The 14,945-nt window shown below is 49.3% G+C and carries 12 protein-coding genes; 3 read left to right on the forward strand and 9 right to left on the reverse strand.

What is annotated here, in order from left to right:
- Positions 1-160: 160 nt before the first annotated feature.
- Positions 161-2,347: an FAD-dependent oxidoreductase gene (locus QOL74_RS08190; protein WP_283408975.1), complete on the reverse strand. Its 2,187-nt coding sequence runs from the start codon at positions 2,345-2,347 to the stop codon at positions 161-163.
- Positions 2,348-2,611: 264 nt separating this feature from the next.
- Here QOL74_RS08190 and QOL74_RS08195 point away from each other — a divergent pair, with 264 nt between their 5' ends.
- The 3 genes from QOL74_RS08195 (at position 2,612) to QOL74_RS08205 (ending at position 4,100) form a co-directional block, all read left to right on the forward strand.
- A complete protein-coding gene (locus QOL74_RS08195; RefSeq protein WP_283408976.1) occupies positions 2,612-3,268 on the forward strand; it encodes a TetR/AcrR family transcriptional regulator in 657 nt (218 codons plus the stop codon).
- 158 nt (positions 3,269-3,426) lie between these two features.
- On the forward strand, positions 3,427-3,765 hold the full coding sequence (locus QOL74_RS08200; RefSeq protein ID WP_283408977.1) for a cupin domain-containing protein: 339 nt from the start codon (positions 3,427-3,429) through the stop codon (positions 3,763-3,765).
- Between the two features lie 2 nt (positions 3,766-3,767).
- On the forward strand, positions 3,768-4,100 hold the full coding sequence (locus QOL74_RS08205; RefSeq protein ID WP_283408978.1) for a cupin domain-containing protein: 333 nt from the start codon (positions 3,768-3,770) through the stop codon (positions 4,098-4,100).
- 36 nt (positions 4,101-4,136) lie between these two features.
- On the opposite strand, the gene QOL74_RS08210 is transcribed toward QOL74_RS08205, so the two are convergent.
- The 8 genes from QOL74_RS08210 to QOL74_RS08245 form a co-directional block, all read right to left on the reverse strand.
- A complete protein-coding gene (locus tag QOL74_RS08210) occupies positions 4,137-4,550 on the reverse strand; it encodes a GNAT family N-acetyltransferase (protein WP_283408979.1) in 414 nt (137 codons plus the stop codon).
- Positions 4,551-4,647: 97 nt separating this feature from the next.
- Positions 4,648-5,631, reverse strand: coding sequence for an RnfABCDGE type electron transport complex subunit D (locus QOL74_RS08215; RefSeq protein WP_346771736.1), 984 nt, complete (start codon positions 5,629-5,631; stop codon positions 4,648-4,650).
- Entirely contained in the window at positions 5,628-6,953 is a 1,326-nt protein-coding gene (gene rsxC / locus QOL74_RS08220; protein WP_283408980.1) for an electron transport complex subunit RsxC, read from the reverse strand. Before rsxC ends, QOL74_RS08215 begins: the two co-directional genes overlap by 4 nt.
- A gap of 400 nt (positions 6,954-7,353) precedes the next feature.
- Complete coding sequence (locus tag QOL74_RS08225; protein WP_283408981.1) at positions 7,354-9,483, reverse strand: beta-propeller domain-containing protein; 2,130 nt, start codon at positions 9,481-9,483, stop codon at positions 7,354-7,356.
- Between the two features lie 331 nt (positions 9,484-9,814).
- A complete protein-coding gene (locus QOL74_RS08230; RefSeq protein WP_283408982.1) occupies positions 9,815-11,743 on the reverse strand; it encodes a sigma 54-interacting transcriptional regulator in 1,929 nt (642 codons plus the stop codon).
- Between the two features lie 131 nt (positions 11,744-11,874).
- Positions 11,875-12,723, reverse strand: coding sequence for a 3-methyl-2-oxobutanoate hydroxymethyltransferase (gene panB, locus QOL74_RS08235; RefSeq protein WP_283408983.1), 849 nt, complete (start codon positions 12,721-12,723; stop codon positions 11,875-11,877).
- A 24-nt stretch (positions 12,724-12,747) separates the two neighbouring features.
- On the reverse strand, positions 12,748-13,008 hold the full coding sequence (locus QOL74_RS08240) for a MoaD/ThiS family protein (protein WP_283408984.1): 261 nt from the start codon (positions 13,006-13,008) through the stop codon (positions 12,748-12,750).
- Positions 13,009-13,038: 30 nt separating this feature from the next.
- Positions 13,039-14,916, reverse strand: a complete 1,878-nt coding sequence (locus QOL74_RS08245) for an aldehyde ferredoxin oxidoreductase family protein (protein ID WP_283408985.1) — start codon at positions 14,914-14,916, stop codon at positions 13,039-13,041.
- Positions 14,917-14,945 lie beyond the last annotated feature (29 nt).

The following is a 14,945-nucleotide window of genomic DNA, read 5'->3' on the forward strand; positions in this document are numbered from 1 at the left end:
AGTTTTGGATCATTTTATAGATGTTGACGTTGTTTGGTTCATTTTGTCTGAGGTAACGGAAGAGGCTCCCGGATAAACGCGGGAGCCCCTTGTTACTGATTTCTTGTTACTGATTTATTGATGGATAAGGATCTTTTAAAGGATGCGTATCTACCCTCTGTTACTTGGCAGCGTTGAAGCCGGCGATGCGTCCAAAGACGACGGTATCCACCACTGCATTACCACCCACCCGGTTACCCCCGTGAATGGCACCGGTGACTTCGCCGGCTGCAAAAAGACCTTCCACGATGGTGCCGTCTTCGTAGTAAACCCGGGCGTCTGCATCAATCTCCACACCGCCCATGGTATGATGGGCCGATGCCACACGCTTGGCTGCAAAGTAGGGGCCTTCATCAATGGTTTCCACAAAGAGTCCTCTGCCGGCGACTTCGTCCACCTTGGTTTCCACCGAGTGGTTGTACTGATCCACTGAGGCCACCAGGGTTTCTGCCGGCACTTCAATGATCTCTGCCAGTTCTTCCAGGGTATCGGCTTTATGGAAATAGCCGCCTTTCAGGTAGTTGGCCACCAGGTCACTGTTGGGGTCAATGTTCTTGGAATCGTGAATCATCCAGTAAAAACCGCCTGGCTGCTCCAGAATGGCATTGCAGATCACATCACGTCGGGCATCTTCTGCCACAAACCGGTTTCCTTCCGCATTGACAAAAATCACTTCGTCGGCGTTTCGACCTTTGTAAGGAATAACACCGGTGGTGGCTCCTGAGAAGGGATTTCCCAAATGCAGCAGTTGGATGTGCTCCATATCCACCAGGTTCACTCCGATATCTCTTGCCATGAGAATGCCATCTCCTGAAACTGCTTTCAGGTTGGTGGTGAGTACGTTCTCACCCAAGTCTTTCCAGGTGCCGCCTTCCGCGTATTCCTGACGCAGGGCCACATTGCCGGCAAATCCACCGGTGGCCAGCACCACGCCTTTGTTGGCGTTGAGGGTGTAGGTATTTCCCTTCACATCGGTGGCGGTGATACCCACCACTTTGCTGCCGTCCATGATCAGAGAGTCTGCTGCGGTTTCCATGAGGATTTCCACCTGGTCTGAATACTGGTTCAAGGTTTCCACATAGGCATCAATGAATCCGGAACCATTGGGCTTAACAGCGCCATGGGTTCGCTGGTAAAGAGAACCGGCTCCCTGGGTGATGCCATCGGTGAATTCCACTCCGATGGCTTCCAGCCACTCAAAGCCTTCATAGGCATTGTCGCACATCACATCTACCAGTTCTTTACTGGCGACCTGGTCACCGGCGTTCCAGGTTTGGAGGGCAAACCAGGAAGCGCTGTCGAAAAGTCCGGTGGCTCCTTCGGCCTTCCATTTGTCGTAATCTGCCTTCACCGCCGCGATGGCAGCTGCATGAGATTCATTGGCCGGTTCCGCCGAAATGGCTTTTTCCACCATTGTCTTCACTGCCTCGCTCATTTCCACCAACGACTGCTTCGACGGGTCTGGGGTGTTGTAAATGCCGCCGAAGACCACCAGGTTACCACCCAGGTAAGGGGCTTTCTCCACCAAGATCACCGTGGCACCTTCTTCAGCCGCCGTGGCTGCTGCTACCAGGCCTGCACCGCCGCCGCCAACAACAATGACATCGGCTGTATTTTCAATGGATTCAGGGGTGAAGTCCGGTCTTTCAGCCTGCCGGTTAACCATTTCTTCTGAGGCACCTGCTTTCAGCAAGGCGTCTTTTGTCGCATTCAGAATCCCGTGGGAACTGGAGGTGGCACCTGACACCACGTCCACTGCCAGCGTCTGATAGGTGAGTATTTCACTGATCATGCCATCCCGGGCGGCGTCGAAAAGAATGGGAGAGTCGCCGCTTTCCACCACCTCGATACCAGTGATGGCATCTTCTGATACGGTGACATCCAGCACAATAGTGGACATATACCCATACGCCTCCCCGGCATAGGTACCCGGTGTGAAGGTCATGTCTGCTGACTCGACTCCATCGCCACCATTTAACGCACTTCTAACAGCTGTCAAAATGGCATTGCTGGTGACAGTGGCACCAGCGATCACGTCAACTTCAGTTGAATTGGCAGCGACAATTGCTGCCGGCAGTTCTTCAAGGGCCTTTGTGCCAATTCCCTCAGTTTCATCAGGCCCTTCGGCCGTCACTTCTTTGATAACGTTTTCTTCCATGGTTACTGTGACTGTCACATCGCCACCGTAGCCTTTGGCGGTGCCCACATAGGTTTCCGGCTCAGCCGAACCAGCATTCTCACTGCTGCAACCCAGAAGCCCTGCCATCAAACAGACTATCAACAATCCCATCATCAGTTTTCGTTTCATTGAAATCCTCCTTTGTCATTTTGCATAATCAGTTCGGCGAACTGAATATGTTAATCATAGATCATTGTTTTATTTTTGTCAAATTCATTTTTATCCACGCCCTCTTTCTAACGAGTCATTCAGAAACATCGATCTCTCTCAGCGGTTTTTCCCGACGTTTACGGGTCATTATTCTTCACTCGCGGTAACTACATAGTGTATAATGGATGTGGATTTATCTCACTTCAGCCTCTAAATGTTTGATTCCGGAGAAGGAGCCTCATCGTGAACAAAAAGAAAATGACTCAACGAAAGCAACAAGCCATGCAAACCAAAGAAACTCTTTTAAACACAGCCCTGGATCTGATTGCTGAACAGGGATATGATCAGGTGAGCATTCAGGACCTCTGCCAGGCCGTTGGCGTTTCCACCGGTGCTTTTTACCATCATTTCACCGGTAAGGAAGACATCATCGTTGAATCTTACCGCCGATATGATGAACACTTTGAAGCTCATGCAAGTGCGCAGTTGGAATCGCTGCCTCCTTTGGATAAGATTATTGAAGCCATCAAGTATCAGGTCAAGTATGCAGAAGACATGGGTGTTGAAACCATGCAGCAGTTTTATCGCAGCCAGCTGCAGGCAGGCCGTGCTTTTTTTATTTCCACCACCCGTAAGTTCCCTTTAATTTTGACCCAAATGATTACTGATGCCCAGCAGGCGGGGGTTTTGTCAGACACTTTGACAGCAACTCAAATCACCCGCCATCTCCTTCGATTTTCCCGGGGAATGATTTATGACTGGTGTGCGTATAATGGCAGTTATGACATCGTTGAAGAAACCTCCCAGTCACTGTCACTTTTTTTAACTGCATTTCTGATAAAGCATCCTAAAGCGCCGCATAAAAACACCCTTAAGAACCACTCGCCGAGGAGTTCTTAAGGGCATTGGAAATAGCCTGCTAAAAAAAGCCGTGAATAAAGCGCTTGAAATGAATGCGAACTAAAATGTGATGCAAATCACAGCACCCGGTGAAGCGCCATGGTAGACTAAGGTCAAATCAGGCATTTGACGACTGTCAAAATGAATGGAGGATGAACATGGATTTAATCAAAAACATTGAAAAAGCGAAAGCCATTAACTTTGATGAAATGGTCAGCTGCAAACCCGGCCAAATTGAAAGCAAGACGCTGGCTCAGGAAAAAGGAGTAGGCATTACCCTGCTGGCTTTCGGTAAAGGGGAGGGCGTTGGCCCCCATACAGCCAACGGCGATGCTCTTCTTTATATTCATGAAGGCGTGGCCCGTGTTACCATTGGCGAAGAAACGCAGGAAGCCGTTAAAGGCCAGCTGGTGCTCATGCCTGCCGGGATTTCTCACCAGGTCACTGCAAAAGAAGATATGAAAATGCTGTTGATGGTGGTCAGGAAGGAGAAATAACCATGAAGGTGATGAAGAACATTGAACCTCTGGTCGCCATTTCCATTGGTGAAATGGTTGAAAACAGCGCCCACACCATTGCCAGCAAGGCCATTTGTGCCACTGAAACCACTGATGTTCGTTTTTTCTCTTACGCAAAGGGTGAAAGCATCAGCAAAGAATATCAGGAAGAAGACAGCCTGATTTATGTCTATGAAGGCAAGCTGAAGATTCGCTTCCACCAGTCTGATGAACAGGTTGTCAGCAAGGGTGAGATGATGGTGCTGCCCAGCAATGTGCCTTATGGCATTGAAGTGCTGGAAGACTCCAAGAGTCTGAACATATTGGTGAAATAAAAGGGAAGGCGCATCGCCTTCCCTTTTATCATGTTATCATGATTTAAATAAGCGCATCTCAATGGTGTTTTTTCGGAATCCATGGTTCTCATAAAACCGAATCGCTTTTTCATTTTCATTAGAGACCACCAGGCTGATTTCTGTACAACCTTTCGTTTCAAACCACTCCAAGTGGCGTCGCATCAGTTCTTTTCCAATGTCATTTCCCCGGAAATCCTCCAGCACATGAAGGGTCTGCATCTGGCCTTCATGGTTGTCAATGGTGGATAGACAGTACCCAATGACGCTCTTCTCCTCTTCCTCTTCCGCAATGGTGATTTTGATTCGATTCTCACCAAAACCGGAAAACGGCTTCATTCGTTCTTCGAAAACAAGAGACGTGTAATAATGGCCGAAAAAACGTGACATCTCCTCATGAAATTGACGGTTTCTTTCCCATACATCTTTCATCACATGAACTTCCTCAAACGATATGTCTCTGTAAGAAACCTTCATCTTAAAACCCCCATGTGTTTTGATCGTCAATCAGTCAGGCTTCGAGCGATCATTACGATAGATGGACATTGTAAATATCACTGCTGATCTCACGTTCAGAATGGCCCATCACCCTTGGTGTAAACAATTTATCAATCAATCTGCTAACTACATTCATGATCAACAGTGCGATTCCAAATCCTCCTGGGAGATTAAAGAGGATTCGAATGGCTATCGTTAAAACCCCTACCATAAAAGCATAAAATATTTTTGCTTTAAGTGTCAATGGGCCTGAGCTATAATCTGTCACCATATAAACAGCTCCTAAAAACAATGCTCCGCTTAACAGGTGATACGCAGTGTATTCAAGATTCATACCACTGTATAAAAAAGCTGTCACTCCGGCCCCTGCGATTGTCGCAAGCGGGACGCGCATATCAATGATTTTGTTAAAGACAAGAAAGACACAGCCAAAGAGGATAAAGAGTTTGGACACTTCACCAATGCCCCCGCCCATGGATCCCAGAAATAAATCGGAAAGCGGCGGCAGTTCCACCGGAATTGTTCGGGTAAAATGCCCGATATATTCTATAGGTGTTGCTGTTGCAACAGCATCAGGACCCGGCATTACCCACTGAGTAATATGAGGTTCAAAGAAGAGTTTTAATGCGATTCTGGCTGCTACAGCTGGATTAATTGGATTTTTTCCCAGCCCCCCAGGCAGCTGTTTAACAATGATAATCGCAAAAAAAGTACCAAGAATCAGGCTCCACAGGGGAGCCGTCACAGGCAGCGCAAGCGCCAGAAGCAAGCCTGTCACGACAGCACTGTAGTCAGAAACAGTGATTTCTTTTCCCCGCACTTTTTGGTAGAGTGCTTCGAAAAGAACTGCTGAGATCATCCCTGCAAGTGCCATCAAGAGAGCTCTAAAACCAAAGAGATAGACAGCGGCAATCGTTGGAAGCAGACATGCAATGACAACCTTTTTCATTATTTCCCGATCTGTATGAGAATGCCTGATATGCGGAGCAGGACCCATAAATATTTCGCGGCTCATTTGTTTTCATCCCTTTCCTTTATTTCTTTCAGCTGTTTAACAGCTTTAGAAATGTCTTCAAGTAATGGGATTTTTGATGGACAGATATACGTACAACATCCACATCTGACACAGGTTTCGGTTTTAAGCACTTCACACAGGTCCCATCGGCTTTCCCTGTAAGCATTACTGATAAGAATAGGCTGCAGGTACACGGGGCAGGCATCGATGCATTTTGCGCATCTGATGCAAGGTCTCTCGTTTTTTCTCACTTCAGCGTCGTAAGGCAGAAAAAGAAGTGTTGTTGTATCTTTTTCAATGGGAATTGTCGTGTCAGAAAAAGGCTGACCCATCATCGGCCCTCCACTGATCATTTTATCTGTTTCATGGGCAAAACCGCCGCAGAATTCAATCAGATCCTGCACCGGTGTGCCAATTCTCGTCAAGATATTTTGAGGGTTTTTAAGGGTGGGGCCTGTGACTGTTACCACTCTCTCAGTTAAGGGGATGCCCATGAAAACAGCATCATGGATTGCTTTAATCGTACTGACATTGGATGAGATTAACCCCACATTACTGGCATTGTCTTCTTCCGGCACTTCTAAGTCCAATATGGTTTTAAGCAACAACCCCTGTTCCCCCTGGGGATATCGACTTGGCACCTCATGAATTTCAATATGTTTCATATTGTGACTGGATATGCTGTCTTTATATAATCTGATCACATCCGATTTATTGTCTTCAATGGCAATAATGGTTTTTTTAACATCAAATAAGTGATGCATGAAGCTGACAGTACGTAATATTTCCTGTGAGTTTTCAAGCATGACCCTGTGATCTGTCGTTGAATATGGCTCACACTCAGCCCCATTTATCAGAATATATCTGTGTCCATTTTCTGGTGGATCAAGTTTCACATGGGTGGGAAAGCCTGCCCCTCCCTTGCCCGTAATGCCTGCTTCTGAAATTCTTTCAAGAAATTCATCAATGCTGATTGACTCATCCAGCAGGCTCAATCGTTCTTCTTCATACATGAAATCATTTTTAATAATAATACAGGTCGCTTTCCCCTTAAAGCTCTCCCTTTCTTCCACTGCTATCACCTGCCCGGACACTGAGCTGTGAATATTAGCAGATATCGTTTTTGTCGCATTTCCTATCAATGTTCCGATTTTGACATGATTCCCCTCATCCACAATGATTTCAGCAGGTGCTCCGATGTGCATTGTCATGGGAAACACCAGCTCTTCTGAACCGGGCCCTTTAACAGTTTTTTTATTGTTTGTCAATCCCTTATGATCTGGCACATCAATTCCCTGTCTTGCCTGAAACAGCTTCTTCATTGGATCCCCTCAATTCATTCATAAAAGTTCACAGTTTGCCAGACAATCAACTAACCTTTTCAACCACAGTACTTCTCCCCACTAATGATGTCGTCGTTTTTTAACATCAGTTCTGTTGAAGTCTGAATCATTTATACATACCTCCTATTCGATCACCCTAAACATCGCGACAACGCCACCTCGCGGTGGCACCCTAACCTTAAGCTATGTGCTTGGCACTGTCGACCCCCACTCGGGACTTTCACCCGTTAGACTGCGCCCATGCCAGGCGCACCCCAAAAGAACCCGCCAGTAACATAAACTGGCGGGTTCTTCACTTGCTGGCTTCTGATTTTTAGATTGATGTACGCCTCAAATAGCTTTGAAATGAGGGATAAACATGAAGATGGCACGCTTCTTTTTACTGTTCCCGCATCATCACCTGATCCACCAGGCTGAAATCATTCTGGCGGTGGCGCTGCACCTGGTGATTGGAGGTGGTGAGCAGGGTGTCGCCCACGTAAAGGATGCGGTCCACATTCTTCTCATCATCATACCAGAACTGGCCGGCTTTTTGGTAATCTTCCCGACTCAGATGGGTGATGGCGGCTTTCAGGGTAAAGCCCTTGTTAAGATCAAGGCCGTACACGTGGGCTCCCTGGAAGGTGAACTGCCCCCACTGCCAAGGGTTGTTTGGGTCAGTCCCAGCAGGCTTCTCCATCACGGTTATGGGGAAGGCAATGAGGTTACGCTCTTTCGAAAAGAGCAGCGCCTTGTGATCGTAAAGCAGGGGGGAATCGGAACCAGTGTCGCCGATTTCCAGCTTGAATTTTTCCACAGGGCGGGTGACGTCACTCACATCGAAGACGGCCATCTTGAAACCGCCGGGAATGGCATTGCCTTTCACATCATAGACTTCTTTGCCGAAGCCAATGATATGGTTGGCATCGTAGGGATGCAGGTAGTCACTGTAACCGGGAATTTTTAAATATCCCAGTATTTCCGGTTTTGCCGGATCTTTCAGATCAATGACATAGAAGGGGTCTATCTCCCGGAAGGTGACCATGTAGGCCCGTTCTCCCATGAACCGGACGGAATAGATCCGTTCGGTGGGGGCAATGTCTTCAATGGCCCCTTTTCGGTTCAGGTTCACATCCAGCACATACAGGTGGTTTTTAGAGGTGCCTTCGTCGGTGCGCCAGGTGTTGCCGGTGGTGGTGGCAATGCGGAAGTGGCCCTGGTGTTCATCCATGGAAAACTGATTGAGAATGCGGCCGGGCACATGCCCTGTGGCCGCGTGGGAAATGCGCCCCTGGTTCAGGGCAAAACGGTACACATCAGTACGGGTGTTGTCTTCCCAACCCATACGGGGCATGGGCCAGATGTTTTCCGCCGGTGCTTCCCATTTTTCCATGGCCACATAGAGGTTTTCCCGGGAGGCGTAGATATTTTGGCCCCGGCCCAGAAAGACTTCCACTTCTGCCGGTTCGGTGAGGCGGTCCAAAGAAAGTCCCATCAGGGTGATGTAGTTGGGTTCTACGGCTCCGGGGAAGTAACCGATTTCATCAAAGCTGACAGTCTGCAGGGCACCTTTTTCCAGGGCACTGTCCCGGTACACCGGTTTCAGCAAATCTTCTGCCTGTCCGGGCCGTTCCTGCATGATCCAGTAATAATCAAAATGACGGTTGGTTACCAGGTACAGGGCTTCGTCCACTTTTCGGGAAGAAAGGAGACTTCCTTCCACCACGATTTCCCGCAGCAGGGAAACTTTGGCGGGTTGACTTACATCGTACACCTTCAAGGTGGTAGTTTGGGGCATCCACCAGTCTGGCGGATAGATCATGGAACGTCCGGTGTCTGGCAGCAACTCTTCTGCGGGCGCTGTGTCCACTTCAACGCTGGTTCGGCTTGAACTGCTACTACTGCCGGATTCCTGGGGAGTCACAGAATCATAGAGAATGGGATTCTGGGGACGAATCACCCAGCTGCTGCCGATGACCACCAGCTTGTTGTTGTCCAGATACAGTTCCTGGGGCTGAAAGTGTTCATCCAGCGGAATTCGGCCTGCTGTTTCCATGGGGTGGTCGGGATCAACCCGAAGAATGGCGATGTGATCCTGGTTGATGCGGTACAGGTACTCACCGTCAGTTTTCACCAGGTCTCCTTCATCCACCCCAGCCACCTGGATATTGGTGGTGGAAAAATCGGCTGCGCCACCGCTGCGGGAAGCATCCTGAGAGGCTGCCGGCGCTTCGGCAGGTGCCGCTCCTGTATCCATTGATTCTTCCATGTTGACCATCATTTCCCGTTTCCCATAGACCTGCATGGATTTGTTAAACTCATCCAACAGTTTCTTCAGAGTGACAAAATCACCCAGGGTTTCAATGCCGGGGGTTTCTTCGCCCCCTGTGGGTGTATTGCCCGGATTGTTCGGGGTGTCGGGGTTGCCTTGTTGGTTTTCCATGGCCCGGCTCATGTTCAGGGGTACCAGCAGCAGAAGCACCAGTGCCAGAGCCAGTGCCAATCCCATGTGTGTGCGTAAATGTTTCATGCGTCACCCTCCTCTTCTTCTTTTGTTGCTCTTCTCCATTTTTTCCTCTTGAGAACGATCTGAATCATTTTCCCCGTTTTTTATGGTTCCCTTTGTCCTCTTTAATTTCCTGGTCTATTTCAGCTGATGCTTCTATAGACGCCGTATTGCCAGAAGGGTTGCATTTTTTCCAAAAACAGAAAAAACAGCCCCTTTAGGCAGAGACTGCTCCGATTGTAGATGTCAATAAGGTATGGTCAAAAAATCAAGGCATCTGGCAAGGAACAGCTCATCAGCAGCTGTTCCAACTTGAAAGTAAATTGCCCCACGTTTTAGTGGCAACTTCTGCACATCATGTCCGACTCATCTTCTGCAACTTGCGCCATAGAGTGGTTCGGCCGATGCCCAACGCTTCCGCTGCTTTCGTTTTGCTTCCTCCCGCCTGTTCAAGAGCCTGAAGAATTGCCTGTTCTTCAGCCTGTTTCAAATCCACTTGATGCGGCGGCTTCTCCCTCAAAGGCTTTATGATCTCTGCCCATTGCAATTCTTTTTCTTCAATCTCATTGTCGCCAATCTCCACCATGGCCTGCTTCACTTGCTCTGCTGCAATAAGCCGGTCAGCATAAAGCACGCAGGCCCGTTCTACTGTGTTTTTTAGTTCGCGGATGTTGCCGGACCAATCGTGCCTCTGAAACACTTTGAAAGCTTCGGGATGGAAGGATGCGCTGAACCCGTGATGCTTGCGACTGATTTCTGCCAGAAAACTGGAGGCCAGCTGAGGAATGTCTTCTTTTCGACTGCGTAACGGTGGAATGTCGAGCCGGAGCACGTTCAACCGGTGAAAAAGATCTTCTCGAAAGAGCCCTTTTTCAACCAGTTTGCGCAGGTTTTGATTGGTAGCCGCAATGACCCGTACATTCACTGGGATCACTCGGTTGCCGCCAATTCGGGTAACTTCATGTTGCTCAAGAACTCGCAGGAGTTCCGATTGCACCCGGGGAGTCATTTCCGGTATTTCATCCAGAAAGATAGTCCCCTGATGGGCGATCTCGAAAAGACCCTGTTTGCCGCCCTTTGAGGCCCCTGTAAAAGCACCTTCTTCATAACCAAACAGTTCGCTTTCCAGCAAAGATTCTGGAAGTACCGCGCAGTTAACGGCTACGAAAGGTTTGTCGTGGCGCTTACTGGCGTTGTGAATGGCATGGGCAAAGATTTCTTTTCCCGTACCGGTTTCGCCAATCATCAGGATAGTGGAGTTAACAACGGCATATTTTTTTGCCTGGGCCAGACATGTTTGGATGGCTTCGCTATTACCCAGTACATTGGAAAAAGAGTAACGAGCAAAATGACCACGGGTGGACAGCTGTTGACGGGCCTTCTGCTCCAAGTATTGGAGTTGGGACACTTCCTGAAAAGTGGCCACCGCCCCTTCCAGCTTCCCGTTGACAAAAATGGGGATCCGGTTGGTAATGATGGTGGTGTTATTCACTTCCTGAAATCCTTCCATCCAGGGTTCCCCACTCTGAAGCACCCGAGGAAATCCGGTGTTTTGAATCACCCGAGCTGCCGGCTGCCCAATAACTTGCTCTTTCTGCAAACCCAGTATTCGCCCGGCCACAGGGTTAAAAAAAGTAATATTTCCGTTGGCGTCCACTGCCACAATTCCTTCATGAGCATAGTCCAGAATGGTTTTAAACTGCTCTGCTTTGGCGGCTTCGGCATACTTGACCCGCATAATCCTCACGGCCATTTTCAGCGCCAGAGAAATGGCCTCCTTGCCTGGTTCCAATGGAACAGGCGTCATGCCTATCCGGGAGGCAATTTGGCATTCGACGGTTTTACCAATCATCACAGTGACGCCCGCTTCATGCAGTTGCTGGAGACTCCGCTCAGCTTCCTGGTACTGAATGAGATTTTTGAAAACTACCGAAATACCAGTATGAGCTTCTGCTTCTCGGATGATCCATTCGTTGGTTTTCTTTTCACACAGGCCAATAACGCCGGAATAAATGCGGGAGGCTTCCAGCACCCGGGAGACATCCAGTACGGTGAGAGGAATTTCTGCAATTTCCAAAGATCGATCCACCTGCTTGATGGTTTCCGCCAGCAAACCTCGGGTAACCACGATTTCGACACCCTGATCCCGAAGATTCTCCACCATTTCTGCAACCCGGTGTAAATCATCCACCTTAATGATGGTGACAGTTTTATAAGGCTTGGAAACTTCTTCCATGGTGGCGGCCATCTGGGTGGTAGCGGCAATGCAAGCAATTCGGATCATGTCTATTCCTCCAAACGTGCTTTGATACTTTATTGTACCGCATTACGATAGACGGAACAATCAACACCGCCCAGAACAGGCAAAAATGCACAGCAGGTGCCGAAGAGCACCTGCTGGCTGTCATCGCTGGCTTAATTGAATTCCTTGAACATTTTCTGGAAGTCTTCTTCCGGCTCAATGATGTGATACACATGATCATCTGTCGGAAAGGCTCCGGATCTCACTTCTTCAATGTACTCGCCAAAGGCTTTGGTGGCAATTTCAGCCACATTGGCATACTTTTTGACAAATTTTGGTGTAAACGCCTGGAACTGACCCAACAAATCGGCGGAAATCAACAGCTGGCCGTCGCAGGGACCTGCACCGATGGAGTAAACGGGAATGGTGAGTAGGTCGGCGATAAAACCGGTAACTTCCGGCGGAACTGCTTCCACCAAAATGGCGTAGGCACCGGCTTCCTGCACGGCCAAGGCATCCTTGATGACGGCTCGGGCATTGTTCACATCCCGGCCCTGGGCCTTGTGACCGCCCAGCTGACCGGAGCTCTGTGGCGTCAGGCCGATGTGCCCCATAACCGCAATACCGGCTTCGGTAATGGCCTTGATCCGGCTGGCAATTCTGATGCCGCCTTCCAGCTTGATGCAATCGGTGTCTGCTTCTTTCAGGAACCGGCCGGCGTTTTCCACCGCCTGCTGGTCGGAGCTTTGGTAGGACATGAAGGGCATATCTCCAATGATCCAGGTCTTGGGGGCTCCCCGGCGAACTGCCTGGCAGTGGGAGATGCAATCTTCCATAGTCACCGGAATGGTGCTCTGATATCCCAGTACGCACATGCCCAGGGAGTCACCCACCAGCAGCATGTCCATGCCGGCAGCTTCCGCGAAGGAGGCTGTTGGGAAATCGTAAGCAGTGATCCAGGCCACCTGCTGTTTTTCCTGTTTCATGCGATAAAAATCCAGTATGCTTTTTTTCTTTGCCACGTTTACACGCTCCTCTTGTTTGTATTATCCACCTGCCACCATGTTGGAGAATGACAGGGTATTGCCATCCTGCACCGGGGTAGACAGGGCGTCCACTTTTACCCAGTATTTGCTGTTGAGCAGCACTTGCACCATCAGCGCTTTCCGATTGTCTTCACCGAACTGGCGGTCCATTTCTGCCAGCACATCGCCAAAAGTACTGCCCTCCACTTCCAGCATAAAACGGTTGCCTCCCAATGCTGCTTCCACATCTGGAAATCCCCTGACTTTAATAGTTACTTTCATTAAACGACCTCCTCGTGATCAGATCAGTGATCAAACCAACTCTTGCAGATCCATTTCGTTGATTTTTTCCTGCAGTGGCATCCCTGTTTCATCCCAGCCCCGGTGACGATAGTAATCCAAAACCGCATCTTCAATGCCCACCGGAGCCACACCGGCATAGGGCCCTTCTGCCTTCGCTTGCATCAACCGTTCGGGAAATTTGGTTTCATCGGCGACGGTGATACCGTAACGCAGGTTGAGGAGTTTCTGAACTGTGAAGATTCGTTCCCCTGCTTTTTCGAAGGTTTCAAAATTCCAGTCAAGACCGGTCACTGCATTGAAAGTGTTCAACATATCTGTAAGGGTGTAGCCGGAGAAAACCATAAATTTGCAATGTACCAGAGAGTCCACCAGATTGGAATAGTTCTGGAAAGCGGCTGTGTAACGGGAAGCATGCTCCCAGGAGTGCCGTTCTTTTTCAAAGTCAATATCATCGCTGATGCCGAATTCCGGCAGCAGAATGTGGGCCACAAACATATGCTGAGGGTTGCCTTTTTCATGGTTGGGTCCACAGGAGGCTCCTGTGAGGTAGTTGAGGCCGGCCACGAAAGAAGCCCTGGGATCATGGGCCGGCACTTCCATGTTTTTGATTTCCACCGCCCAGGCTTCCGAACCTTTGCCATAGTATTTTGCTGCCGTTCGCACACCTTCTCCCAGAAGGTATCCCAGCCCTACTTCCCGGTTGGCCACTTTCTTTGTCAGTTCCACCATGGCTTCGGCATTGCCCCATTCCAGCACCAGACCGCCGGTGTTTTCCCTGGTGAGCACACCCTTTTCATAACTTTCAAAGGCCCAGGCCAGGCAGGCCCCCAGGGAAATGGTGTCGATGCCATAGGTATTGGCAATATGGCCGCCGTAGGCAACTGCCTTCATATCATCCACCATCAGGTTCAGACCCATCATGGCAAAAGACTCATATTCGGGACCTTCACCCACGAACCCGTATTTATCATCGATCACCTCTGCGTGGTTTTTACAGCCCAGTGTGCAAAATTTACAGGGTTTCGGCTTGGCGTTCAGTTGGATGCCGTAATTGGGAGCGCCCAAGTTTTCGATTCCGGAATCAAATTCTCCCAGCTGCCAGTTTTTCAGCGGCATATTGCCGTAGCCTTTAAAGAGGCCGGTGGCAATGGAGGTACCGTGAGCCCGGATATTGAAATTAGCAGGTTTGGCTTTGTCGGTGTTGTAAATCTTCATGTTGATTTCCTTGTTCAGCTCATCCAGCTTTTCCGGATTGGCCACAGGACATTTTTGGGAACCTCTTACCACTACCGCCTTCAGATTTTTGGAACCCATGACGCCTCCCATGCCGCCCCGGCCGGCAAAGGAACATTTGCCCGTGACGACCGCTGCATATTTCAGCTGCTTTTCACCGGCAGGGCCGATACAGGCAATCTCAAAATCTTTTCCAAACTGTTCCTTCAGCAAGTCGTCGGTTTCATAGGAATCCTTGCCCCAGATCTCTGTTGCCGGTTCCATCCGGATGGCATCATCGTCAATGACGATCATAACAGGCTGCACGGCTTTTCCCTGAACCACCAGGGCATCCACACCGGCGTTTTTCAGCTCATAACCCCATGAGTTGGTAATGCAGGAGGTGGCATTGGCTTCCAGAGAAGGGGATTTTGACACAATGCTCCACTTGGCGGCCCCGGTCTGCCGAATGCCGTTGAAGGGGCCGGTGGCAAAAATAATCCGGTTTTCTGGATCTGCCGACATAACACCCTTCGGCACTTCCTTGTACAGGATGTAAGCTCCCAGGCCTGCTCCGCCGATGAACTGCTCCAGCACTTTTTCCTCCAGCGTTTCAATGGTGCAGTTTCCCGATGTCAGATCAACACGTGCAATTTTATTCCATACACCTTTCATCTTTCAGCACTCCTTTTTCATTGGTCTGT

The sequence above is a fragment of the Anoxynatronum buryatiense genome (genome assembly GCF_900182905.1).
In the GTDB taxonomy this organism is placed as follows: Bacteria; Bacillota; Clostridia; order Peptostreptococcales; family Tindalliaceae; genus Anoxynatronum; species Anoxynatronum buryatiense.